Consider the following 24,187-nt stretch of genomic DNA (forward strand, 5'->3'; position numbering starts at 1 on the left):
CCGCTCACACCGGTCGCTCGTCGACGAGGCGCATCGCCTTGCCGGTGCGCGGGTTCGTCCGGATCTCCGCACCGGAAACCCAGGCGACGGCGAGCGGCTGCACGATCCCGTCGCGCACCTGGCCCGCGAACCGGGGGCTGATCTCGTCGACGCCCGCGCTGATCGCGGCGGTGGCGCGGGCCCGGTCGGCGGGTTCGCAGGCGACCCGGAGCACGAGCTGATCCTTGGCCTCATGACGCCGCAGCACTACTTGGAACCCTTCGACCAGCTCGCCCGTGGTCGCGGAATCGACGACCGCCCGCAGGTGATCGAGGTGCAGGGTCACGTGCCCGATCCGCGCACCCTCGTCCGCGCGGCCGAGCAGGCGGAACGTGCGTGACGGGAAGTCCGTCCACTCCGCGAGGTCGCCGACCGGGTACCGGATGATCGGCAGCAGCCGCCTGCCGAGATCGGTCAGCAGCAGGCGACCGGGGCGCCCCGGCTCCTCGATCGGCGACGCGTCGACGGTGTCGACGATCTCCAGCACGCGGCTGGGCTGGAACGCGCGGAACACCCGCACGTCGGAATCGTCCGCCACCGGCGCGCCGAGAATGCCGCCGTCGACGCTCGCGTAGCCGATGGACCGGATCGAAGCGTGGGGGAACGCCGCTTCGACGCACGCGCGCTGATCGCCGTAGAACGCCTCGCCGCTGAACAGGATGAGGCGCACACCGGGCAGGGAGCCGACCGTGTCGCGCACGAACTTCGCCAGCCCGACGAGGTAGGTCGGGAAACCGGCCAGCACGGTCGCGTCGAAATCACGCAGGGTCTGCACGGTGAACTCCAGCGGTGCGTTGCCCGCGACCGGGAGCTGCACGGTGTCGACGAGCGCCTGCTGCAGCACGTTGAGCGTGAAGACGAACCCGGAGTACAGCTCGCCCGCGTGGTAGAGGTTCGCCACCCGGTCGCCGGGACGCACGCCCGCGGCGGTCAGCCCGGTCGCGAACGTGGCGGCCATCTCCCGCCATTCTTCGCGGGTGTAGACCGAAACCCGAGGCGCGCTGGTGGTGCCGCCGGTCTTGAACACGATGCCGTCGCGCTGCGGGCCGGTCAGCACCCGGTTGCCGTGCACGGTGTTCGCGGCCCAGAACGCGGGCTGGTCGATGATCGGCAGATCGGTGATCCGGTACGGTCCGGTGAGCCCGTCGTAGAGTCCTTTGTAGAACGGAGAGTTCGCGCGGGCGAAGTCCACCAGTTCGGTCAGTTCGCGGTTCACTTCTGCAGACTCCTCGCCCGGTGTTCGACGACGGCGATCAGCTTGCCGCTCGTCGTGGTCTTCTCGAACGCGCTCAGCGGCGCGGTTTCGCAGTGCAGCCGGAGCAGGCGATCCTGTTCGACGGCCTCGGCGAGCTGGTCGTACCGCGCCAGGAACTCGCGTTCGACATCGGCGCGGGAATGCCCCGGTTCGATGCGGATGGTGAGCTGGTCACCGTCGGCGTCCTCGGTGAGCACCAGCTGGAGCGCGCCCGAGTACCCGAAAGCCTCTTCCGCGATCCGGACGAAGCGGCGGTAGTTCATCGTCTGCGCCGCGATGCGGAACACGTCGCCCACCCGCCCCAGCAGTTCGAAGCGCGGGCTGCGGCGGCCGCAGGCGCACGGTTCGTCGAGCCAGCGGCCAAGATCGCCGATCTCGTACCGTTCGAGCCGCTGGCCGCGCCGGGTGTGCGCGGTGAACACCAGCCGTCCCGGCTCGCCGTCCGGCACCGGCCGATCGCTTTCCCCGTCGAGGATTTCCAGCGTGTGCAGCCCGGTGAACAGGTGGTGCACCCGCGACGGCGATTCGAGGCACTGGTAGCCCATCGGGCCCGCGTCGACCCCGCCGTAGGCGGCGGACCGGACCATCTCCACGCCGAACTCCTCGCGCAGCCACCGCATCTGGGCGTCGCCGAAGTGCTCGCCGGCGTAGAAGATCTTGCGGACACCGCGGTAGCGGCGCAGCACGTCGCCGCATTCGGTGAACAGCCGAATGATGAAGCTCGGCACGGTCATCAGCACGTCCACCTGGTAGTCCACAATGGACTTAGCGATCTCGGGGAGCCGTCCCCACTCGCCGCCCATCGGGAACTGGATCGCGCCGAGGCGTTCGAGCGCGGAGAAGAAGCTGGTGTAGCTGCCGTACATGTGCCCGCCGAAGAACAGGTTCATCACGCGGTCGGTGCGCGGGTCGAGCCCGGTGGCGAGCAGGCTCTCCGCGCCGAAGCGCATGTGCTCGTCGTAGTCGGCCCAGGTGAACGCGGACACCTTCGGCTCCCCGGAGCTCCCTCCACTGTGGAAGAACACCTCGCCGCGGCCGTGCTCCTGCAAGGTTTCGAAGGCCGACTTCGGGGTTACTGACACCTCGGGTGCGGGAAGCTGCCCGCCGTGCTCGAAGTCGTCGAGCGCGGCGTCCGCGCGGAACCGGTCGTCGAGCTGGACGTCGACGCGGCGGCTGTAGCGCTGCAGCGCGTAGACGCCGTCGTGCGGCTCACCCGCGTACCCGGACAGCATGGCGCCGGGAACCGTGACGCGCTGCGCGCCGGTGCCGACCATCAGCCTGGCGAGGACGGCGGTGTCGCGCCGGTCCGCGCCGATGCCGACGGTCTGCAGGTACCGGCGCATCGGGCGCAGGGTCGTGGTGAGTTCGTTGCGCGGCAACGGTTTCACCCACACCGTGCGGTGCAGTGGCGAGGCGCGCAATGCCGCACGGGTGTCGGCGATGACGCGCCAGCCGCCGTCTTCGGCGGCCAGCACCTTGGTGAGCCCGAGGTGTTCTTCGAGCCGTGCCACCACCGTGGTGTTGGTGATCTCGGCCCATTCCGCCGCGCTCGGTTCCCGGCGGTCGCCCAGCGGCACGACCTCGGCGAGCACTCCGGCGAACCGCTCCGCGAACGCGAACACCTGGGTCTCGTCCGCGGTGTCCAGGTAGATCACCTGCGGGCTGGAACAGGCCTGCTGGTCGAGGCGGCAGATGTCGGCGGCGACCCCGTGCAGTACCTCGCGCGATGTCCAGGCGTCCGAGGTGAGGTAGGCGAACGAGAGCTTCGGGCCCCAGTCGACGAGTCGGGCGCCGGGCCGGACGTGTTCGGCGACCCCGGAAAGGGCTTCCTCGCCGCCCCAGACCGCGACCGCGTCCGCCGGTGCGCACATGCGCCGCAGCCAGTCCGTGCGCGACGACGGGAAGTGCAGCACGATGATCCGCTCGGCGATCGCGCCGCTCGGGTCCTTCTCGGCGAGCGCGGCGAGCACGTCGGCGGTGAACAGCTCGCCGCCGCTGGTCTTGAGCACGTTCAGGTTGCCGGACAACAATCCCTCGATCGCGCTCAGCGCGCCGACCGCGGGGGCGTTGCCCGATGCGACGTGCGCGAGCAGGCCCACCGGGACCCACGCCTCGAATATCGTGCGGGTGAAGTCGAAGCGGGCCAGCCGCGCCGGGTCCACGCCGCCGAGCTCGCGCATGATCTTGCGCTCCAGCTCGCCGCGGTCGAACGCCTTGAGCAGATCGTCGAAGGTGCGCGCGATCTCGTCGGCGGCCACGCCCTGCGACCGGAGGCGTTCCGCCAGCCTCGTCCGGACCGGAGCGTCCGGTTTGGACAGTTCATCGGCGAGACCGCCGCACGCGTCGAGCACGGTCAGCGGGTTCAGCCGTGGGCTCGCGAGCACCCGCTGGGTGGTCTCTTCGAGGGTGTCGAGCAGCCGGTCGGCCTCGTCGTCGGAGATTTCGGTGCCCTGCCAGAGATGTGTGGTCACGACCTGTCCTTCAGGAGTTCGGCGGCGGCGATCGCGCAGCTGCGGTTACGGCTGATCCCGGCCCTGCCGTGGATTTCGAACCACGGCGTGCCGTTGCCGCAGTCGCATTCGTCCGCGCCGTGCAGCGACGCGAGATCGCCCATCAGCACGCTCTGCGCCGGGGCCGAGGTGATGTACGGGGAGACGAACTGCAGGTAGCCCGGTTCGCCGTGGGGGAGCGGTTCCAGTGTGCGGACCGACCGGGTGAGCACCCGCGACCAGGTCGGCACGTGCAGGCGGTGGTTCGCGCATTCGAGGTACGGGATCGAGTGCTCCACCGAGCCGAACCCGTCGCGGATCCGGGCGAGCGGGATGCCGAGCTGATCGGAGATCCGGCGGTACAGCTCGGATTTCGCGATCTGCTTGTCGGCGTTGCCCTTCCAGCCGCCGCCGAAGAGGATGAGCGACCGCTCGTCGAGTTCGAGCGGCCCGACCCCCATCGCGCGCATGCGGTCGAGCGTGAACGACAGGAACGCCGGGAACCCGAAGATCCGCACCGGCCCGCCCTCGCACCCGAAGCGCTCCAGCGCGCGGACGCAGCCGAAGGCGTCGAACTCGTGGCCGGTTCCGGTGTGCGCGAGCCCGTAGTCGACCGAGGCCGCCGGGGCGAAGTCGGTCATGAACTGCCCGGTGAACGAGCTGCCGAGCTTCAGGCCCGGCTGCGGCTGGTTCGTGTAGAGCAGGTAGTGCACGTCCTCGCGGTCGTCGATCCAGCCGTAGTGGTCGAAGATGCGGGCGACCATCCGCTGGCCTGCCCGCAGGGTCCAGGCGTCCCAGAACATCTGGGACTTCTGGCCGGTGGTGCCGGACGAGGTCGCGTGCACGGCGACCTCGTCGCGCGGCACCGACAGCACCTCGTGCATCTTGAAGAAGTTCGCGTGCACGAACGGCTGGCGCGCGAGGTCCGAAATGGACTCCAGTGGGGCGAGTCCGTCGGAAAGGCTTTTGTAGAACGGCGATCGCGCCGCGTGCCACCGGTTGGACTCGTTCATCGCCTCGATGAACAGGCCGTCGGTTTCGTCGTCGTGGCGGTAGGGTTCGGGCACGTCGCACAGGCGCTGGACGGCGCCCAGTTCGGCGGGGTCCGGCACGACGGCGGGACCGGTCAGGTGAGGGTTCACCGGAATACTCCGTTGGTGTCGAGGTAGCGCTGGGTCCAGAGGTCGATGTACTGCTCGGCGAAGGGGCGGAACGCCTCGTCGATCGCGAGGCCGCGGAAGTCGAGCGGCTGCACGGTCCGCGCCAGCACGACGTAGTCGCCGAACTCCTCGCCGTCGCGGCGCATCGCGGGGTAGAGCGCCGCGGGCAGGAAACCGTGCGCCAGCAAGGCACTCAGCTCCTCGAAGCGGTCGAGCGGCACCAGGGTTTCGACGTAGAACGCGCCGAACCCGGCGAGGTGGTCGATGAGCTTGTCGAGGTGCGGCGCGACGGCCATCGGGTCGGGTGTGGCACCGAGCAGCGTGCAGTAGCCGTCATGCCTGCTCAGGTGCGCGTAGACCTCGAAGTCGCCGCCCGCGTCGGCGAGCAGGACCGTCGGCTCGTGGAAGGGGTAGAACCGGCGCGCGGGATCGGTCACCACGCGGTCGAACGAGCGCTTGACGAACCCCGGCGCGTCGATCAGTTCCAGTGCCGCTGTGCTCTCGCGCGGCGGGTAGTCGGAATCGGGCACCAGCTCGGGGCGCGCGGGCATTCCGATCGTTTGCTCGACGGCGGCCACGAGCCTGCCGAGGCTCGCCGGAACCTTGTGCACGGGGCGACGGCGCGCCAGCACGCCTTCGCGGTGCTTTCCCAGCAGCGCCATGGTTTCCTGGCGCGCGGCCTTGCGCAGGTTCGGGAATATGCCGAGCGCGTGGAACCCGTTGCGGAGGCAGATCCGCTGCGGCGCGGTGGCCGTGGTCCGCGCGGTGCCGTACACCGAGTCGACCTCGCCGCCGGAGAGCAGGGCGTCGGCGAGCGTGCCGACCGCGCGGTGCGCGAGCCCGGAACCGCGGCTGGCGGGGTCCACCACCAGGCCCTGCAGCTTGCCGAGCCGGTCGGCGCGGTCGACGGTGGCCATGATCGACGCCACCAGGTGCCCGCTCTCGCGGGCGACGAGCCAGGTCGTGGTGTCCGACGCGATTTCGGCGGCCATCACCTCGGGATCGGTGCCGAGCGGCAGGGCGTACGAGGCGCCGTAGACGCGCCGGTACAGGCCCAGCAGTTCCTCGATGTCATTCAAGCGCGCAGGCTCGAATTCGGCTTGCAACTGTTCTCCTCGTACGTCCCCATGAATTCCCCGGCGCGCCGAAAGGGGCCGCGATCCGAGCGGACGCGGCGGTGGCAAGCGGGGAGCGCGGTCAGTGTGTTGACCCAGCGCACAGCTCAGTTTGCCGGACGGAACGCTGTGATGGAGGCGATCTTGACCGATTGAGCTGCGACGATGTCGAAACCCGGTGAGGGGGATCACCGGGCTGTTCCTCCTAATGCAGCAAGCGGCGTGGCGGCGCGGTCGCGGTGTGATCGAAAGCTCGGGGGAAATGGCGCAATCGTGCGACGATTCGCGGAATTCGGAATTGTGTTCGCCAGTGGTCGCGTTCCGGCGCCGGATGTTCGGCGCGACCGCGCGCCGGGGCGCCTCCACCGCACGCCGTCCCGTCGGCCGCCCGGCAGGACTCGGTTTGCCTTCGGTTCGGCCCGCCTGACCCCCGGGTGTCCACTGAGGAGGTAAGAATGGTGCCCGTGCCGGACGAGGAGGACAAAGCCACCCATCGCACCCGCAACCGCTGGGGCGAGGGCGATCGCCTGCGCGGGGAAATCCTCGACGCGGCGAGCAGGCTGCTGTCCGAGCTCGGCGGTGAGGACGGGCTCACGATCCGTGGCGTCGCCCGTGCGGTCGGGATCGCGCCGGCGAGCATCTACCAGCACTTCACCGACCGGAACGCGCTGGTGACCGGCCTGATGCGGCACGAGTTCGCGCGGCTGCGGGAACTGATGGCCGAAGCCGACGCGAAGACGGACCCCGAGGACGTCGTCGGCAGGGTGCGCGCCCAGCTGTACGCGTACTGCGCCTTCGCGGTCGACAACCCCGGGCACTACCGCCTCATGCTCAGCAGCAGTGCCGCGCGGCCGACTTCCGCGGCGCGGCCGGAAGGCCCGATGGTGGACGTGATCGACACGGTGGCCGAGGGGCTGGCGCGGTGTGACGAAGCGGGTCACAAGCTTCGCCTGCCGAGCGACCGGGCGGCCGTGATGGTCTTCGTCGGCGTGCACGGGCGGGTGGCGCTGTTGCACAGCAGTCCGAGCGAGCGGGGGCGCAAGCGCCTGATCCCGTTCGTCGACGAACTCGTCTCGCTCGTCTTCGACTGAGCATTTTTCCTTTTTGTCCCAACGGGATTAGGCCAACGAGGTGAGCTTGGCCTCCTCGGGCGGACAAGCGGCAACAGACTTGCCTAACATGTGTTCAGTAAGTATCCGAACAATCGTTTGGTAACTCTCCGTAGAGGAGGCTCCGATGACGGAAACCCTGCCCGGTGCTCCCGCCTTCCCCATGACCCGCGGCCGCTGCCCGTTCGATCCGCCGCCCGAGCTGGCGAGGATCCAGCACGACGAACCGGTGACCAAGGTCGAGCTGTGGGACGGCAGCACGCCGTGGGTGGTGACTCGCTACGACGACGTGCGCGCGCTGCTGGCGGACCCCAGGATCAGCTCGGACAGCGATCTGCCCGGCTATCCGCACGTGAGCGAGGGCAACGCCGCGCGCCGGGGCGCGGCCAAGTCGTTCCTCAACATGGACGAACCCGAGCACGCCGCCCAGCGCAGGCTGCTCACCTCGGACTTCATGGTCAAGAAGATGGAGGCGCTGCGCCCGAGGATCCAGGGCATCGTGGACGGCCTCATCGACGACCTGCTGGCCGGTCCGAAACCGGTGGACCTGGTCGAGGCGTTCGCGCTGCCGCTGCCGTCGCTGGTGATCTGCGAGCTGCTCGGCGTGCCCTATGCCGATCGCGCGCTGTTCCACCGGATCAGCAAGACGGTCATCTCGCGCACGTCGACCGCGGCCGAGTCCCTCGCCGCGACCGAGGAACTGCTCGACTATCTCGGCGGCCTGACCGAGAAGAAGCTCGCGGACCCCGGTGACGACGTGCTGAGCAAGCTCGCCACCGAGCAGCTCGCGACCGGGCGGATGACGCGCCGCGACGTCGCGAGCATGGGGCAGCTCCTGCTCGTCGCCGGGCACGAGACCACCGCCAACATGATCGCGCTGGGCACGGTGGCGCTGCTGGAAAACCCGGCCCAGCTGGCCGAAATTCGCGCGGCGGGTGAAAGCGGCGATGCGAAGCTGCTGGCGAACGCGGTCGAAGAACTGTTGCGGTACCTGAACATCACGCACTCCGGGCGGCGCAGGGTCGCGCTGGAGGACATCGAGATCGGCGGGCAGCTCATCCGCAGGGGTGAGGGTGTCATCGCCGCCAACGACATCGCGAACCGCGACGATTCCGCGTTCCCCGACGCGGACGTGCTCGACATCCACCGGAAGGCGCGACACCACCTCGCGTTCGGCTACGGCGTCCACCAGTGCCTCGGCCAGCCGCTGGCGAGGGTCGAACTGCAGGTCGTCTACGGCACGCTCTACCGCAGGGTGCCGACGCTCGCGCTCGCGAAACCGGTGGGGGAGTTGAGGTTCAAGCACGACATGGTCGTGTACGGGGTGCACGAGCTGCCGGTCACGTGGTGAAGGGAGGACGGCGATGAAGGTCATCGTGGATCAGGACAGGTGCGTCGGGGCCGGGCAGTGCGTGCTGGCCGCGCCGGAGGTGTTCGACCAGCGCGATTCGGACGGAATAGTGGTGCTGCTGACCGAGGACGTGCCCGCGGGGTCCGAAGAGGACGTTCGCGAGGCGGCGAGGATCTGTCCCGCGCTCGCGATCGAGCTGTCGGAGTCGTGAACGCCGGAGTGGTTGTCGTCGGCGCGTCCGCGGCGGGGCTCACCGCGGCCGAGACCTTGCGGCGCGAAGGCCACAGTGGACCGATCACGGTCGTCGGCGACGAACCGCACGCGCCGTACGACCGGCCGCCACTGTCCAAACAGGTCCTTCAGGGCACCTGGGAACCGGGCAGGACCGCGCTGAGGAAACCCGACGCGCTGAGCGGGCTCGAGATCGACTGGGTGCTCGGAACCTCGGCGACGGGGCTCGATGCCGGTGCGAGGAAGCTAACTCTCTCCGACGGCCGTGTGCTCGGCTACGACGGCCTGGTGCTCGCCACCGGAGTGAGTCCGCGCCCGCTGCGAGACGGTCACGAGCTGGATGGTGTGCACGTCCTGCGCACCCTCGACGACGCGATGGCGTTGCGCAGCTCGATTCTGGCGGCGAAGTCCGTCGTGATCGTCGGGGCGGGGTTCCTCGGTGCCGAGGTCGCCGCGGTGGCCAGCGGGCTCGGCCGGGAGGTGACCGTGGTGGATCCCTTGCGCGCGCCCATGATCCGCCAGTTCGGCGCCGATGTCGGTGGCCTGCTGGTGGATCTGCACACCGGGCACGGGGTGCGTGTTCGCTGCGGGACGGGTGTCAGGCGGTTGACCGGTGCGCACGGGCGCGTGACGCACGTGGACTTGGACGACGGTTCGCGGATCGCCGCCGACGTGGTGCTGGTGGCGATCGGATCCGTGCCCGCGGTGGGCTGGTTGGACGGCAGCGGGCTCGCTCTCACCGACGGTGTCGACTGCGACGAGTTCTGCGTCGCGGCCGAAGGCGTGGTCGCGGCGGGCGATGTCGCCTCGTGGCGCGATCCCGAGCTGGGCAGGGTGCGCGTCGAGCACCGGATGAACGCCACCGAACAGGGCAGGGCCGCGGCGAAGAGCCTGCTCGGCGACCGGACCCCGTACTGTCCGCTGGCGTACTTCTGGACCGACCAGTACGACGTCAAGATCCAGGCCTACGGCGTGACCGGCGCCGAGCTGGATTTCGCCGTCGTGGCAGGGGATCCGGATGACGCCGTCTCGCGGAGCGAGTCAGTGGTGGGTGGTGGCGGGCGACGGGTGGGAAAGTTCGCGGCGCTCTACGGTACCGACGGCCACGTGACGGGCGCGGTGACCTGGAACCTGCCGCGCGAGGCGCGCTCGCTGCGCCGGTTCGTGGCCGAGCGGACGCCGTGGCGCGAGGCGCTCGCTGAGGCCTGAAGCCTCAGAGCAGCCCGGCCTTTTCGGCGGGCACGAGCACGACGTCCCTGCTGCCGAACCGGGGGAGCGGCGCATCGCTGTCCAGATCCCGGTTCTCCAGCAGGTGCAGCGACCGCTCGCCGATCGCGAACGCCAGGTATCCGAGGCCGTGCAGGTCCCGGATCACCTGGCGCAGCCGCGGGACGCGTTTGAGCACTTCGACCACGAGAACGGGCCTGGCGCTGGTGATCGACGGCCAGGCGGCGGCGAGCACCTCGGACTCCATGCCTTCGATGTCGAGCTTGACGAGATCGGCGCCCGCCAGCAGTGTCGCGGCGGACACGGTGGGCACCGTGACCGTGCGGGTGGCGGGGCGACCGGCGATGCCTTCGGTGCCCGTGGCGAGGTAGGCCCCGGTCGGCGCGGCGTAGCGTTCCTGGTCCGGCAGCGCGAGTTCGACGGTGCTTCCGGCGGCGTCATCCCCGACCGCGGCCGCGTTCACGACGGTCACCCGGGAAAGGTCGTTGAGCGCGAGGTTGTCCCGCAGGATCGCGGCCGACTCCGGGTTCGCCTCCACCGCGACGTAGCGGGCGTCCGGTGCCGCGTGCGCGCCGATGACCGTGTAGAAGCCGATGTTGGCGCCGAGTTCGACGATGGTCCGCGACTGTCCGCACAGGAGCCGCCACCACCGGGTTTCGCCCGGTTCGTAACCGGATTCGCCGTACCAGTACAGCAGCCGGGTCAGGCGCGACTCGACGGCGACGAAGCGCAGTTCGGGATCGCCGGGGACGGTGATGTCGGCCCTCGGGGCCAGGGAACGGTGCCGCAGCACCGCCGCCGCGGGTGCCAGCGCGCGGCGTGCCGGTCCGTCCGCATCGGCATAGCGCTGACGAACGCGGTGCACCGCCTCCTGCGGGATGCGGTCCAGCGCGCGGGTGAGCGCCTGCCTGGCCGCCATCCGCAGCCTGGTGCCGGTGGACAGGGGCATCGAGGTCCGTTTCGCCGGTGTGATCGGGTGTCTGCGAAGAAGCGTAGCCAGCTCCGGTCAGGCGGCGAGCGCGGTACCGGCGTGGAGCCGGGCCTGTTCGGCGAACCGTCTCCTGGCCGCGGTCACGGTCAGCCATCGTGCGCTGCGGCGGGTGTCGAGTTCTTCGGTGGCGTGCGCAAGCACCTCGGCGGCATGGGCCGCCGAATCGATTTCGGCTGCCGCGGCGAGGTACTCGCCCCGGTCGATGAGTGCGTAGGCGCGCCGCATTTCCGCCTGCGCGGTGGCGTAGATGGCGTACGCGGTCAGGTTGTGGGCCAGCGGGCCGAGCGGGTGCGACATGATCTTCTCCCTTCCTTCTACTGCTACGTCGAACCCGGCAGCCCGGAATCGACACGGTTGGTCAAAGGAGTTCGGAGCCGCGGCGCGAGATTCAAGCCCGGTAGCGGAATGTGATGGATTCACCCGATGGGTTCACGGCGGGGGCTGCAGGGCGTATCCTCCCGGTGCCCGGTGGTGTTCGCGCCGGCGAAGGCGGCGAGGTCTACGGAGGTGGCGGATGGCGCGCCGGGCACGGCACGCGGCACCCGAAGAGGCAGCCCCCGAAGCGGCGACACCCGAAGAAACCGTGCTGGAGACCCGTCCGCTGTTCCTCGGCGCCCTCGATGTGGCCACCGGTGTTCCGAGTCAGGAGAGCGCGGCGGCGACCACTTCGGCGATGGACGCGCTGAGCGGCAGCCTGGACGGCGCCGGTGACGCCGAGGAAGCGGCACCACCCGAACGGAGCAACGGCAAGCGCGCCGCGGCCTTCGCGGCGGTCGGCGGCGTGGTCGCGGTGGGCCTGATCGGCACGCTCGTGGTGCTCCTGCCCACCGACGCCGCCGAGAAGCCCGCCGCCGAAATCGGCCCGTCGGCACCGCTCGTGCCCTCGTCGAGCACTTCGTCGACCGCGCCTTCGACGTCGTACCCGACCTGGACGCCGCCGCCCGCACCGGTGCAGCCGCCACCGGAACCGGCGAAGCCGAAGCCGTCGACGACCAAGCCCCCGCCCAAGAAACCGGTCACCACCGCGAAGCCACCGGCGCCGAAACCGCCCCCGCGCGACCCGGCGGAGGACTGGCAGGACGCCATCGAGTCGGCGATCAATCAGTGGCAGGAGTGGTACGAGCACCACCGGCACTGAGTCCACTGTGCACGGTGGCGCCCGTGGATTTCCCCGGTGTCACAACCATTCCCGCAGATCCGCGAGATCGACGAGGGGCATACCCCAGCGCACGGCGGCGACCTCGGCGTCGGCGGCGCCCGCCATCGTCCCGTCGTGGTTCATCACCTCGCAGCACACGCCGACCGGGGGCAGCCCGGCCGCGGCGCACAGCGCGACGGTCGCTTCGGTGTGCCCCTGCCGTTCGCCGAGCAGGCCCGGCCGCGCCCGTAGCGGTGAGATGTGCCCTGGGCGGAGGAAATCGGCGGGAACCGCGGTGGGATCGGCCATCCGCCGCACGGTCGCGGCGCGTTCGGCCGCGGACACCCCGGTGCCTTCCGCGGACGCCAGGTCGACCGGGACGCAGAACGCGGTGCCGTGCCGGTCGCCGTCACCGGGGATCGGGTCGATCCCGAGCCGGTCGAGCACCTCGGGCGCGCACGGGACCGCCGGTAATCCGCACACCGCGGTGAGCAGGAACCGGAACGCGTCCGGTTTGAGCCGCGCGCCCGCGAACACCACGTCCGCCTCGCCCTCGGTCGCGGGATCCCAGACGACGACCCCGCCTCCCGCCGCGAGCTGGCGCACCGCCTTGTCCACGCCCGTCCTGCCGGACACGTGCCCTGCCCAGTGCAGCCCGGTGACCACCGCTTCGACTTCACGCCCTGCCGCGGCGCCTCGGCGCGCGACGAGCCTCGCGACGAGATCGGCTTCGAGGTTCACGCGGTCACCCGGTGCCAGCGCACCGAGGCCGGTGGCCGACGCGGTCACCGGGAGCACCACGATCGAGAAGCGGTCGCGCAGCACCTCGGCGACGGTCACGCTCACCCCGTCGACGGCGATCGGTGCCTTGCCGACGAGTTGGTTCAGCATCCGCTCCGGCGGCCGGATCCACACCCGGTGACCCGTGCCTTCGGCGTCCACCCTGACCACCTTGCCGACGGCGTCCACGTAACCCTGGACGAGGTGCCCGTCGAGTACGTCGCCGAGCCGCAGCGGGGTTTCGATGTTGACGCGGGCGCCGTCGGCGGTGGTGTCGAAGGTGGACCGCCGCCGCGTTTCGGCGGTGACGGTGGCGCGGAACGAACGGTCGTCGAGGTCTCGCACGGTGAGCCGTACCCCGTCGACGCACACCGAACCCCCGGGTTCGAGCGAGCCCGCGCTCTTCGGCGCGCCGATTCGAACGGACTCGCCGGCGACCTCTTCGACGACGCCCGTTTCACTGATCCGACCGGTGAACATGCTTCTCCCAACCCAGCGGTGACGGCCCGGCACGGCCCGGATCGTCCGGGCCTTCGGGCGGGGTCTGACCGCATGGTCCCGGAATCGCACCGGGTCGTTCCGCCACTGCGGCGGAACCGGCCGACTGTACGGCCGCACCGTGGAGTTGCACCGCTCGAATTCATACCACACCGCGCCACGCCGGTGGCGCGTCCGGGAATACCCCTGCCGCGCGAGTGGTTGAACGCTCAAGTAAACTGCGTGAGTAGAAGCGACACAGGGTGGGAGGCCGAGATGCAGTTCGGGATCTTCACGGTCGGGGACGTCACGCCCGACCCCACGACGGGCGTGACGCCGTCCGAGCACGAGCGCATCAAGGCGATGGTGACGATCGCGCGCAAGGCCGAGGAAGTCGGTCTCGACGTGTTCGCGAGCGGGGAGCACCACAATCCGCCGTTCGTGCCGTCGTCGCCGACGACGATGCTCGGGTACGTCGCCGCGCGGACCGAAAAGCTCATCCTGTCCACGTCGACGACGCTGATCACCACGAACGACCCGGTGAAGATCGCCGAGGACTTCGCGATGCTCCAGCACCTCGCCGACGGCAGGGTGGATCTGATGATGGGCCGCGGCAACACCGCACCGGTGTACCCGTGGTTCGGCAAGGACATCCGCCAGGGAATCCCGCTCGCGATCGAGAACTACCAGCTGCTGCACCGGTTGTGGCGCGAGCACGTGGTCGACTGGGAAGGCCGGTTCCGCACGCCGCTGCAGGGCTTCACCTCGACCCCGCGTCCGCTCGACGGCGTGCCCCCGTTCGTCTGGCACGGTTCGATCCGCAGCCCGGAAATCGCCGAGCAGGCCGCTTTCTACGGCGATGGGTTCTTCGCGAACCACATCTTCTGGCCGAAGGAGCACTTCATCGCGCTCGTGAACCTCTACCGCGAACGGTTCGAGCACTACGGGCACGGCACGGCGGACCAGGCGATCGTCGGCCTCGGCGGGCAGGTGTTCCTGCGCCGCAACTCGCAGGACGCGGTGCGGGAGTTCCGGCCGTACTTCGACAACGCGCCGGTGTACGGGCACGGGCCGTCGCTGGAGTCGTTCACCGACCAGACCCCGCTCTCGGTGGGCAGCCCGCAGGAGGTCATCGACAAGACGCTGACCTTCCGCGAGCACTTCGGCGACTACCAGCGCCAGCTGTTCCTCGTCGACCACGCGGGCCTGCCGCTGAAGACCGTGCTGGAGCAGCTCGACCTGCTCGGCGAAGAGGTGGTTCCGGTGCTGCGCAAGGAACTCGACGTGAAACGGCCGTCGCACGTGCCGGACGGCCCGACGCACGCTTCGCTCAAGGCAGCGAAAGCGGGCGCCGTGGTCTGACCCGGGGCGCGGCGGGCACGATGCCCGCCGCGCCCCGGCGGTCAGGCCTGGTTCGCGCGCTGGATGTAGTCGATCATCTCCTGCGACGGGCCGCCCGCCCGCGCGATGTCGTCGGCGTTTTCCGCGCGCATGCGGAAGTTCGCCTCGCGCAGGCCGCTGTCGCCGTCGTCGAACGCCGACAGCAGCTCCATCCAGCGCTTCGCGAGCGCGCGCACCTTCGGGTCAGTCGGCTCGGTCCCAGCGTCCATTTCGGACTGGACGCGCGTGATCAGCGCACCCCATTCCGCGCGCACGTTGTCGAAGTAGTCCGCGCCGAGCCGGTCCCGCCGCTGCTCCAGCGCGGCGATCTGCTCCTGGGAAAAGTAGCTCTGGAAGGTTTCACTCATTTTCGACACCTCGTCGACCAGTTCCAGCAGGTCCGGAGTCGTCGGGGGAGCACCGGTGCCCACCCTGGCCAGCAGCGCGGTGACCGAACCGTGCAGGCTGCGCAGCCCGGTGATGCGCGCTTCGATCCTGGCCAGGTGCCCGGCGAGGATGTCGCCGAGTGAGTCCGGTTCGCCGTCGAGGATCGCGGCGATCTGCTCCAGCGGCAGCCCGAGGTCGCGCAGCGCCACCACCTGGTACAGCCGCCGGACATCGGCGTCGCCGTAGAGCCGGTGACCGGACGAGGTCCTCGACGACGGGCTGAGCAGTCCGATCGCGTCCCAGTGGTGCAACGTGCGTACCGTCAGCCCAGCCGACTTCGCCAGCTCACCGACTTTGAACCCGTGGTTCACCCGTGCCCTCCGACTTTCTCCACCGCCGCGGGTGCGACGGCGGAACCGACGCTATGAACTGACGTCGCGTCAGGTTCAAGCCCTTTCCGCGAGCGTAACGCGCACGGTTGTCACGAACCGGCGAGCTGTCTTGTCCCAAGGGAGTGAAGACCAAGACGAACACCGCCGTGCTGACGGGACTGACCTTCCTGACCGTGACCCAGGCCGCGCTCGGCGGCTGGATCCTGCTCGCACCACGATCCTTCTTTTCGCTGGCGTGGGTGCACATGCACCTGCCCTACAACGGACACCTCCTCCTCGACTTCGGCGCGATGAACCTGGCGCTCGCGGTGCTGCTGGCCGCCGCGGCGGTGAGCGGGGAAGCGGCACTGGTGCGTACCGCTTTGGTGACCTATCTGGTGTTCGCGGCCGCGCACGCGCTCATTCACACCCGCTATCTCGACCACCTGCCGCCCGCGCAGTCGGCTGTGCTGATGACCCTGTTGACGCTCGCCGCGGTGATCCCGGTGGTGCTGCTCGTCATCGCGGCCCGAGGTACATCCCGCCGCTGACGTCGAGCACCTGGCCGGTGATCCAGCGCGCGTCGTCCGAGGCGAGGAAGGCGACCGCGTCCGCGATGTCGTCCGCCGCGCCGACCCGGCCGAGCGCCGTCAGCGAAGCGATCTGCTCGGCCACGCCGGGTGTGGCGAGCAGGGCTTCGTTCACGTCGGTGTCGGTGGCCCCCGGAGTGACCGTGTTGATGGTGATCCCGCGCGGACCGAGCGCGTTCGCGAGCGTTTTGCCGAGCACTTCGACGGCGGCCTTCGACATCGCGAACGAAGCCTGGTGCGGAGTCGCGATCCGCGTGCACGCCGAGGAAAGCGTGATCACGCGGCCGCCGTCCGGCAACAGGGGCAACGCCCGGCGGGTGACGAAGAACGGCGCCTTGACGTTGATCGCGAAGATCCGGTCGAACCGTGCCGGAGTGGTGTCCTCCATCGGTCCGTCCGGGCCCGCCGCGGCGTTGTTCACCAGTATGTCGAGCGGTTTCCCCGCGAGATGTCCTTCGAGGGCGTCGAAAAGCTCGTCCACCGCGGCGTCGGTACCGAATTCGGCGCCGATGGCGAACGCACCCCCGCCCGCCGCCGCCACGGTCTCCTTCGCCGCGGCTTCGTCGCGGCCGTAGTGCACCGCGACCCGGGCGCCGTCTGCGGCGAGCCGGACCGCGATCGCGCGGCCGATCCCCCGTGACGCCCCGGTCACCAGTGCGGTCTTCCCGGCCAGGTTCCCCATGCTAAAACTCCGTTCGCTGTCGATGTGGCCAGCATGGGCGCACCCGCGCACGAACTACGCACGGTTCACGCACGAGGGCCTGGGTCCGACCCGCAGCGGGATGTCGAGAACGCGGCGCCCGTTCCGTCCCAGGGGCACAGCAACGAAACCACCCGTACCGAAAGGACCGCCAGCATGGCTGTCGCCACTGACATCGACCGAACCCACGACCGGCAGGTCAGATGTTCGGTCCCAGGTCGACTTGCCAGACGACCGACCGTATGTGCGGACGGCATGGGATGGTGAGGCGGTGGACATGACTGAAACCCTGGGCGCGGTGGCACATTCGGGTGGCTTGCTGGTACGCCGACCGGAACTGACCGTCGGTGTTGTGCGCGCGGTGTCCGTGCTCTCGGCTTTGGAGATCGAACTGCTGGCCCGCCGTCCGCTGGATCGTCGTAGTGCGACCCAACGGCAGCAGGACATCCACGACAGGCTCTCGATCCAGCCGACAGCCGCGCCCCGTCGGTTGTTGCCGCCTTACGACGAGGGCGATGACCTGCGCGTCGGCTGGCTCGATCACGCTGGCCACGTGCACTGGGAATTCGCCACGTCTTACTCGTCGAGTGACGGTGACCATTTTCTCGGCACGTCCGGCCCCACTTACCGGGCTGTGTTCCGGCTTCCACCGATATTCGACCAGATGTCGCTCGTGCTCGCATGGCCGGAGATCGGCTTCCCGGAAACAGTTATCACCATGCCGCTACCTGACCGGACCACCGTGGAGCGAGCCACGACCTCGATTTGGCAAGCACCACTGGACATTCGTCCCGTGCCGGAAGGGGTCACGCACCATGCCGACTTCGGCCACGACTCGCCGGCCATCGAAGCTGGCACGAACGTCGCGCCACCGCGAGTACTACACCGCCGCGATCACCGCGCCGCCGTCGTGCTCACTCGACTGACCGCCACGAACTCGATGCTGTCCATGGAGCTGCTCAGCATCGCCAAGGAGGATGCCGCGGACGCGATCGACGCCCATGCGTTCCCGCTTTCGCGACCAACGTCGGGCGCGCTGGACGACCCAGCCCAGATCCGAGTAACTGGCCCTGGCGCCTCCGCAGCGGTCATCCAAGGACACGAGGCCTTCTGGATCCGACAAGGTGACAGCTCCTCCGCTGGAGGTAACCAGACCTTTTCCTGCCTCCAGGAGTTCACGCTGAACCGCCCGCGCGACGACCTGCTCGACCTGATCGTGGCCTGGCCCCTCGCCGGACTCCCCGACGTGCGAGTGAACATTCCCCTCAACCCGACCTGAGCCGCGGCGTTGTCCTTCCCGACAGCGCATGGCCATCTGTAGCTCACTCCGCGGGGCTGACTTCGGGGAGGAGGGCGAGGCCCGCCTTCGCCCGTGCGCGAGTGTCGTCCGCGCCGTCGAGCGCCAGTTCGAACAGGTGGCGAGCGGCGAGGACGTCACCGCGCAGGCGCGCGATCTCGCCGAGCCCGCATTGGGCCCGCGCCACGGTCTCGGAGCCGCCGCTCGTGTGCGCGAGTTCGACGGCGCGCTCGTAGTCGGCGTGCGCAGCGGCGAGGTCGCCGCCGGCGCAGATGACGCCGTAGGCGCGGCGGCACAACAGGTCCGCGGTGTCGCGGACGGCACCGAGTTCGGCGAGTTCGGCCAGCGCTTGACCGGTCAGTTCGGCCGCCTCTTCGTGCGCGCCCCACCAGTGCGCGAGTTCGGCGAGCCGGTCCAGCGCGTTGGCGACGCCCCAGCGGTCGCCGATCGACCGGAACCCGTCCAGCGCGCGGCGGAACGACGCCTCAGCCGCGCGGGCCCTGCCGCGGAACAGCGCGCGGTGACCCGTGCCGAGGTCGCGGAGCGCGGACGGCCACGCGTCGTCGCCGAGCAGGTCCGGCGGCACGTCCTCGCCGGGTTTTCCGGCCATCCGGAAGAGGAACAGGACCTGCGGCCGCCGCAGCCGCAGTCCCGGTTCGGTGAGAATCGAGTCGGCGAGCTGGAACGCGGAGGGATCGTCCGAATCCGCGTTCACCACGCACAGCACGTACTCCTCCGCGAGACCGGGCAACGGCCCTTCGGCGAGCAGACGCGCGGCGAGGTGCCTGCCTTCGTCCCGCCTGCCGGAAAGCCACCAGTACCAGGAAAGCGCGCCAGCGAAGCGGAAACCCGTGGCGAAGTCGGTGCCGGCCACCGCGTCGCGGAACGCGGCGTGGAGATTGCCGTGTTCGGCCTTCAGCCGTGCCAGCCAGGTGAGCTGGTCCGCCGCGCGCAAACCGGGATCGGCCGTTTCGGCGAGTTCGAGGAAGTACCGCGTGTGCGCGTCGCGGAGCCGTTCTCGCTCAGCCGCTTCGACGAGTTGTCCGCAGGCGAATTCGCGGACGGTTTCCAGCATGCGGTAGCGCCCGCCCTGAAGCTCCACAAAGGACTTCGCGACTAGTGCGCTGAGAACGTCCGCGGTGTCGTCGGCGCCGCAGATCGCCGATACGGCGTTGATGGTCGCACCCCCGGTGAACACCGTCAGCCGACGCGCGAGGGTCTGCTCTTCGCCGGTGAGCAGCTGCCAGCTCCACGCCACGACCGCGTGCAGGGTCCGGTGCCGTGGCGTCGCGGTGCGGTCGCCATGCGACAGCAGTCGGAAGCGGTCGACGATCCGTTCCGCGACCTCGTCCAGCGGCAGTGCGCGCAGGCGTGCGGCGGCGAGTTCGATCGCCAGCGGGAGGCCGTCGAGCAGCGCGCAGATCCGGGCGATCGCCTCGATCGCGCGTTCGTCGGGATCGAACCCCGGTCGCACGGCGGCGGCCCGGTCGACGAACAGGCGCACGGACGGAGTCGTGCGCGCTTCGGTGCGCTCGGCGCCGGGGGAGGGGACCACGAGCGGAGCGAGGACGTGCAGCGACTCGCCTGTGATGCCGAGCGCTTCCCTTGTCGTGGTGAGCAGCCGCGCGTGCGGGCAGCGGGTCAGGACCAGTTTCGCCAGCCGCGCCGTCGCGTCGACGACGTGCTCGCAGTTGTCCAGCACGAGCAGCGGGGCGCGGTCCGAGAGCGCCGCCACCAGCGCGGTTTCCGCGTCAGGGGCGCCCCTGCCAGGCAGCAGCCCGGAATCCCGCGCCCCGACCGCGGCGAGCACCGCGTGCAGGACGCCGTGTTCGTCCACTGTGGACAGGTCGGCGAAGCAACTGTCCCGCTGCCGTGCGATCTCGACCGCCAGCCGGGTTTTCCCGCTGCCACCCGCGCCCGTCACGGTGACCAACCGCGATTCCCCGAGCAGCTTTCCGACGCGTTCGACGTCGTCTTCACGGCCGACGAAGCTCGTGAACGGCGCGGGCGGCGCGATCGAAGACGGTACCGCTCGGAGGATCGCGAGATGGACGTTCGCGAGTTCGGGGGAAGGGTCGGCGCCGAGTTCGTCGGCGAGCCGCCGCCGGATCCGGTCGAACGTTGCGAGCGCGTCGGCCTGCCTGCCCGAGCCGTGCAACGCGCGCATGAGCAGGGCGTGCGAGCGCTCGCGCAGCGGATGATCCGCGACGAGCGTTTCGAGCGTGTCGACGACGTCGCGGGTTTCGCCCGTCACGAGGCGGGCTTCGGCGAGATCCTCCATCGCGCCGAGCCGCCGCTCGTCGAACCGCGCGGCGGCGTCAGCGGCGAAGGGTGCGTCGAGGACATCGGACAACGCGTCGCCGCGCCAAAGGCCGAGCGCTTCGTCGAGCAGGCGCGCGGCGAGGGCGGGATCGCTCGCGAGCGCCCGGTTCCCGTCGTTCGCGAGCCGGGTGAAGCGGTGGGCGTCGACGTCGTCAGGGTCGATCGCGATGCGGTACCCGGCGGGGTGGTGCTCGACGAGCCCCGGCACGACGCGGCGCAGCCGCGACACCTGCGACTGCACCGCGTTCGCCTGCGCCGGTTCGTGGTAGAGGCCGCCGAGTATCCGTTCGTGGCCGACCACGCGGCCCGCGTCGAGCAGGAGCAGCACCAGCAGGGCGCGCAGGCCCGGCCCACCCGGCGGCACCGGCTCGCCCGTGGTGGACCGGATCTCCGTCGGGCCGAGGATGCCGAACCGCACGCCGCCGAGTATCCCGCGACGGCCGTTGCGGGGCCGCCGCGGGTGCGGCGGCTAGCGCAACCTCACTGGCAGCGCGGTCAGCCGCCAGACGGTCGGCATGTCGGGACGTGCCAGGTCCTCCGGTGCGACCGCGAGCCGGAGACCGGGGTAGCGGCGGGCGAGCGCGGCGAACGCGACTTCACCCTCCTGGCGCGCCAGCGCGGCGCCGAGGCAGTAGTGGATGCCGTGGGAGAAGGCGACGTGCGTCTCCCTCGGCCCGTCGCTTTCCCTGGTGATGTCGAGCGTGTCGGGCTCGGGGAACCGACGAGGGTCGTGGTTCGCGCCCGCGGGAACGGCCATCACGGCGTCGCCCTTGCGGATCAGCTCGCCCGCGAGGTCGACGTCTTCGATCGCGTAGCGGATCTTGGTGCCGAGGATCGGGCTGCAGTACCGGAGCAGCTCCTGCGTCGCCCTCGGTGCCAGCTCGGGCTTTTCCCGCAGCAGTGCGAACTGGTCCGGGTGCGTGAGCAGGGCGACCGTCCCGTTGGCGATCAGGTTGGCCGTGGTCTCGTGCCCCGCGAACACCAGCGCGAGGATGAACGTGATCAGCTCGGTGGGGCTGAGCTGCTCGTTGCCCTCGGCTTCGACGAGCGCCGAAACGAGATCGCCCGCAGGCTCGGCCCGGCGGCGTTCGATGAGGTCCTCGCAGTAGGCGACGAGGTCGCGCATGCACTCGCCGATCCCTTCGCCGGTGGGGGAGGACAGCGTGCTGGACCAGACACGCCACTGTGGACGGTCGGCTTCCGGGATCCCGACCAGTTCGCAGATCACGGTGATCGGCAGCGGGTAGGCGAAGTCCGCGAGCAGATCGACCTCACCGTCGCCCGCGAAGGCCTCGACCTGGTCGAGCAGCTGTTCGGTCAGCTCTTCGACCCTGGGCCGGAGGTCCGCGATGCGGCGCACGGTGAACGCGCGGGAGACCAGCTTCCGCAGCCGCGTGTGGTCCGCGCCGTCGGCGTCGAGGATGCTGGCGGTGAGGTAGTGGTCGTACTCGGGCGGGAAGTTGCGGGCGCGCAGGGCCTGCGCGGTGCGGTCTTCCACCTCCCCGCCGGGCACGTTGGCCGGGTTGACCACGAACCTGGTGTCGCTGAGCACCGCCTTGACGTCCTCGTAGCGGGTGACGAGCCGGACCGAGCCCATCCCGGGCATTTCGGCGTCGACAAGCGGGCCGAGTTCGCGGATGCGCGCGTACTCCGCATACGGGTCGGCGTTCATCGCCGGACTGGCGAGGTCGACCGGTGCGCTGGACATGGAATCCCCTCCGTGGTGGTGCCCGGCTCGTAGCCGGATATTCACACACTACAAACGATTCACATATTTGTGAATACGATGAACGAGCGAACCTTGTCCTTGCCGGTCGGTGCGGTCAGATCACCGCGCGGATGGCGGTTTCGAAGTCCTTCACGTGGCTCGCCGCGACGTGCCGCGCCGCGTCGTGGTCGCCGTCGAGCACGGCCTGGATCAGGAAGCGGTGTTCCGCGATGTGCCCGGCCATGGTCTTCAGCCGCGGCAGGAACACGCACCAGATCCGGGTGGCGAGGTTGTCGTAGCGGATCAGGGTGTCTTCGAGGAACGGGTTGCCGGTGCTGTGGTAGATCGCGCGGTGGACGTCGAGGTCGAGGCGCATGAGCGCGTCGGACGGCGTGCGTTCGACGTCGTCATCGAGCTTCTCGAGCAGCGCTGCCAGCAGTGCGCGCTCGGCGTTGCTCGCGCGCTCGGCCGCCATCGCGGCCGCCATCGGTTCGAGCGTGTGCCGCACCTCGAAGATGTGGCCGAGATCGGCGATGTTCACGTCGGTGGCGAACGTGCCCCGGCGGGGGAAGACCGCGACGAGGCGCTCGTTCTCGAGCCGTTTGAGCGCTTCGCGGACGGGGGTGCGGCCGACTTCGAGGCCGCGGGCCAGCGCGTCCTCGTTGATGGGCTCGCCCGGTGCGATGTCGAGCATGACGAGCTGGTCGCGGATCGCCAGGTAGGCGCGTTCGGCGAGCGAACGGGGCGCTGTGGCCGGGGTCTTGACCGGGTCACTCATGCCACGTAGCGTAGCCCAACAACTGATATATCAGTCGACTGTCAGTTGGCGACCAGATTGGGGTCCCGGCATGCGCTCTCCTGATCTCCCCGACCACCCCGACCAGCTCTGGCGCAATCCGGAGCCGCGGCGGTCGTACGACGTGGTGATCGTCGGCGGGGGCGGCCACGGCCTCGCGACGGCCTACCACCTCGCGCGCCACCACGGCATCACGAACGTGGCGGTGCTGGAGAAGGGCTGGCTCGCCGGCGGGAACATGGCCCGCAACACCTGCATCATCCGCTCGAACTACCTGTGGGACGAGAGTTCGGGCATCTACGAGCATTCCCTGAAGCTCTGGGAAGGGCTCGAAGAGGAACTCGGCTACCCGATCCTGTTCAGCCAGCGCGGCGTCCTGAACCTCGCGCACAGCCTGCAGGACGTGCGCGACAGCGTCCGCAGGGTCAACGCGAACCGGCTCAACGGTATCGACGCCGAATGGCTCGACCCGGCGCAGGTGGCCGAGGTGTGCCCGATCGTCAACGTCTCGCCCGAGGTCAGGTACCCGGTGCTCGGTGCCACCTACCAGCCGCGGGCCGGTATCGCCAAGCACGACTACGTGGCGTGGGGGTACGCCCGCGCGGCGAGCGATCTCGGCGTCGACCTGATCCAGAACTGCGAGGTCACCGGCTTCGACATCAGCGACGGGAAGGTCACCGGCGTGCAGACCTCCCGCGGCCGCATCGCCGCGGGCCGCGTCGCGCTGTGCGCCGCCGGGCACACCTCCGTGCTCGCCGAACGGGCCGGGTTCCGGTTGCCGTTGCAGTCGCACCCGTTGCAGGCACTGGTGTCCGAGTTGCTCGAACCGGTGCACCCGACGGTGGTGATGTCGAACGCGGTGCACGTCTACGTTTCCCAGGCGCACAAAGGTGAGCTGGTGATGGGCGCGGGTGTCGACGGCTACAACGGGTACGGCAGGCGCGGCGCCTTCCACATCATCGAACGCCAGATGTCGGCGGCGCTGGAGCTGTTCCCGATTTTCGCCCGCGCGCATCTGCTGCGCACCTGGGCTGGGATCGTCGATGTCAGCCCGGACGCCTCCCCGATCATGGGACTGTCCCCTGTGGACGGTCTGTACCTCAACTGCGGCTGGGGAACCGGCGGGTTCAAGGCGACCCCGGGCGTGGGCAGCTGCTTCGCGCACACGATCGCCAACGACCGCCCCCACCCGTACAACGCCCCGTTCACCCTCGAACGCTTCACCACTGGCGCACTCGTCGACGAGCACGGCGCCGCCGCTGTGGCGCACTAGG

General features: G+C 69.9%; 21 protein-coding genes. 9 read left to right on the forward strand and 12 right to left on the reverse strand.

Annotated features, from left to right (window positions below; genetic code table 11):
* Positions 1–4: 4 nt before the first annotated feature.
* From HUW46_RS40925 to HUW46_RS40940, 4 genes are read right to left on the reverse strand one after another with little or no spacing between them, the layout of a single operon-like run.
* The gene (locus HUW46_RS40925) at positions 5–1,255 is read right to left on the reverse strand and encodes a phenylacetate--CoA ligase family protein (RefSeq protein WP_215544025.1); all 1,251 of its coding nucleotides are present in this window, start codon (positions 1,253–1,255) and stop codon (positions 5–7) included.
* Positions 1,252–3,765, reverse strand: a complete 2,514-nt coding sequence (locus tag HUW46_RS40930) for an acyl-CoA reductase (RefSeq protein ID WP_215544026.1) — start codon at positions 3,763–3,765, stop codon at positions 1,252–1,254. Before HUW46_RS40930 ends, HUW46_RS40925 begins: the two co-directional genes overlap by 4 nt.
* Complete coding sequence (locus HUW46_RS40935) at positions 3,762–4,925, reverse strand: LuxE/PaaK family acyltransferase (RefSeq protein ID WP_215544027.1); 1,164 nt, start codon at positions 4,923–4,925, stop codon at positions 3,762–3,764. The genes HUW46_RS40930 and HUW46_RS40935 overlap by 4 nt, the downstream gene beginning before the upstream one ends.
* On the reverse strand, positions 4,922–6,022 hold the full coding sequence (locus HUW46_RS40940) for a GNAT family N-acetyltransferase (RefSeq protein WP_215544028.1): 1,101 nt from the start codon (positions 6,020–6,022) through the stop codon (positions 4,922–4,924). Before HUW46_RS40940 ends, HUW46_RS40935 begins: the two co-directional genes overlap by 4 nt.
* 491 nt (positions 6,023–6,513) lie before the next feature.
* On the opposite strand from HUW46_RS40940, the gene HUW46_RS40945 reads away from it, so the two are divergent.
* The 4 genes from HUW46_RS40945 to HUW46_RS40960 all read left to right on the forward strand — a co-directional run bounded on the left by HUW46_RS40945 (position 6,514) and on the right by HUW46_RS40960 (position 9,958).
* Positions 6,514–7,149 carry a TetR/AcrR family transcriptional regulator gene (locus HUW46_RS40945; RefSeq protein WP_215544029.1) on the forward strand — a complete coding sequence of 212 codons (636 nt, stop codon included), beginning with the start codon at positions 6,514–6,516 and terminating at the stop codon, positions 7,147–7,149.
* 145 nt (positions 7,150–7,294) lie between these two features.
* Positions 7,295–8,518 (forward strand): cytochrome P450, encoded by a 1,224-nt coding sequence (locus HUW46_RS40950; RefSeq protein ID WP_215544030.1) that lies wholly within the window; start codon positions 7,295–7,297, stop codon positions 8,516–8,518.
* A 13-nt stretch (positions 8,519–8,531) separates the two neighbouring features.
* Positions 8,532–8,729, forward strand: a complete 198-nt coding sequence (locus HUW46_RS40955) for a ferredoxin (protein WP_215544031.1) — start codon at positions 8,532–8,534, stop codon at positions 8,727–8,729.
* Positions 8,726–9,958, forward strand: a complete 1,233-nt coding sequence (locus HUW46_RS40960; protein ID WP_215544032.1) for an NAD(P)/FAD-dependent oxidoreductase — start codon at positions 8,726–8,728, stop codon at positions 9,956–9,958. Before HUW46_RS40955 ends, HUW46_RS40960 begins: the two co-directional genes overlap by 4 nt.
* Before the next feature lie 4 nt (positions 9,959–9,962).
* Here HUW46_RS40960 and HUW46_RS40965 read toward each other — a convergent pair whose 3' ends face one another.
* Both HUW46_RS40965 and HUW46_RS40970 read right to left on the reverse strand, forming a co-directional pair.
* Positions 9,963–10,925, reverse strand: a complete 963-nt coding sequence (locus HUW46_RS40965; protein WP_215544033.1) for an FkbM family methyltransferase — start codon at positions 10,923–10,925, stop codon at positions 9,963–9,965.
* Between the two features lie 57 nt (positions 10,926–10,982).
* Positions 10,983–11,264: a hypothetical protein gene (locus tag HUW46_RS40970; protein WP_215544034.1), complete on the reverse strand. Its 282-nt coding sequence runs from the start codon at positions 11,262–11,264 to the stop codon at positions 10,983–10,985.
* A 217-nt stretch (positions 11,265–11,481) separates the two neighbouring features.
* Here HUW46_RS40970 and HUW46_RS40975 point away from each other — a divergent pair, with 217 nt between their 5' ends.
* Entirely contained in the window at positions 11,482–12,105 is a 624-nt protein-coding gene (locus HUW46_RS40975; RefSeq protein ID WP_215544035.1) for a hypothetical protein, read from the forward strand.
* Between the two features lie 39 nt (positions 12,106–12,144).
* On the opposite strand, the gene HUW46_RS40980 is transcribed toward HUW46_RS40975, so the two are convergent.
* Positions 12,145–13,365, reverse strand: a complete 1,221-nt coding sequence (locus HUW46_RS40980; protein WP_215544036.1) for a riboflavin synthase — start codon at positions 13,363–13,365, stop codon at positions 12,145–12,147.
* 273 nt (positions 13,366–13,638) lie between these two features.
* On the opposite strand from HUW46_RS40980, the gene HUW46_RS40985 reads away from it, so the two are divergent.
* On the forward strand, positions 13,639–14,724 hold the full coding sequence (locus HUW46_RS40985; protein WP_215544037.1) for an LLM class flavin-dependent oxidoreductase: 1,086 nt from the start codon (positions 13,639–13,641) through the stop codon (positions 14,722–14,724).
* 41 nt (positions 14,725–14,765) lie between these two features.
* Here HUW46_RS40985 and HUW46_RS40990 read toward each other — a convergent pair whose 3' ends face one another.
* Positions 14,766–15,500 (reverse strand): MerR family transcriptional regulator, encoded by a 735-nt coding sequence (locus HUW46_RS40990; RefSeq protein ID WP_215544038.1) that lies wholly within the window; start codon positions 15,498–15,500, stop codon positions 14,766–14,768.
* Between the two features lie 143 nt (positions 15,501–15,643).
* Between HUW46_RS40990 and HUW46_RS40995 the strand changes: the two genes are divergently transcribed.
* Positions 15,644–16,051 (forward strand): hypothetical protein, encoded by a 408-nt coding sequence (locus HUW46_RS40995; RefSeq protein ID WP_215544039.1) that lies wholly within the window; start codon positions 15,644–15,646, stop codon positions 16,049–16,051.
* On the opposite strand, the gene HUW46_RS41000 is transcribed toward HUW46_RS40995, so the two are convergent.
* Positions 16,020–16,772, reverse strand: coding sequence for an SDR family NAD(P)-dependent oxidoreductase (locus HUW46_RS41000; RefSeq protein ID WP_215544040.1), 753 nt, complete (start codon positions 16,770–16,772; stop codon positions 16,020–16,022). The genes HUW46_RS40995 and HUW46_RS41000 overlap by 32 nt on opposite strands.
* 295 nt (positions 16,773–17,067) lie before the next feature.
* On the opposite strand from HUW46_RS41000, the gene HUW46_RS41005 reads away from it, so the two are divergent.
* On the forward strand, positions 17,068–18,069 hold the full coding sequence (locus HUW46_RS41005; RefSeq protein WP_215544041.1) for a hypothetical protein: 1,002 nt from the start codon (positions 17,068–17,070) through the stop codon (positions 18,067–18,069).
* Positions 18,070–18,112: 43 nt separating this feature from the next.
* On the opposite strand, the gene HUW46_RS41010 is transcribed toward HUW46_RS41005, so the two are convergent.
* The 3 genes from HUW46_RS41010 to HUW46_RS41020 form a co-directional block, all read right to left on the reverse strand.
* Entirely contained in the window at positions 18,113–20,827 is a 2,715-nt protein-coding gene (locus HUW46_RS41010; RefSeq protein WP_215544042.1) for an ATP-binding protein, read from the reverse strand.
* Between the two features lie 51 nt (positions 20,828–20,878).
* Entirely contained in the window at positions 20,879–22,117 is a 1,239-nt protein-coding gene (locus HUW46_RS41015) for a cytochrome P450 family protein (protein WP_215544043.1), read from the reverse strand.
* Between the two features lie 115 nt (positions 22,118–22,232).
* Complete coding sequence (locus tag HUW46_RS41020) at positions 22,233–22,895, reverse strand: GntR family transcriptional regulator (RefSeq protein ID WP_215544044.1); 663 nt, start codon at positions 22,893–22,895, stop codon at positions 22,233–22,235.
* Positions 22,896–22,965: 70 nt separating this feature from the next.
* Between HUW46_RS41020 and HUW46_RS41025 the strand changes: the two genes are divergently transcribed.
* Entirely contained in the window at positions 22,966–24,186 is a 1,221-nt protein-coding gene (locus HUW46_RS41025) for a sarcosine oxidase subunit beta family protein (protein WP_215544045.1), read from the forward strand.
* The last annotated feature ends 1 nt before the right edge of the window (position 24,187 follow it).

The sequence above is a fragment of the Amycolatopsis sp. CA-230715 genome, assembly GCF_018736145.1.
In the GTDB taxonomy this organism is placed as follows: domain Bacteria; phylum Actinomycetota; class Actinomycetes; order Mycobacteriales; family Pseudonocardiaceae; genus Amycolatopsis.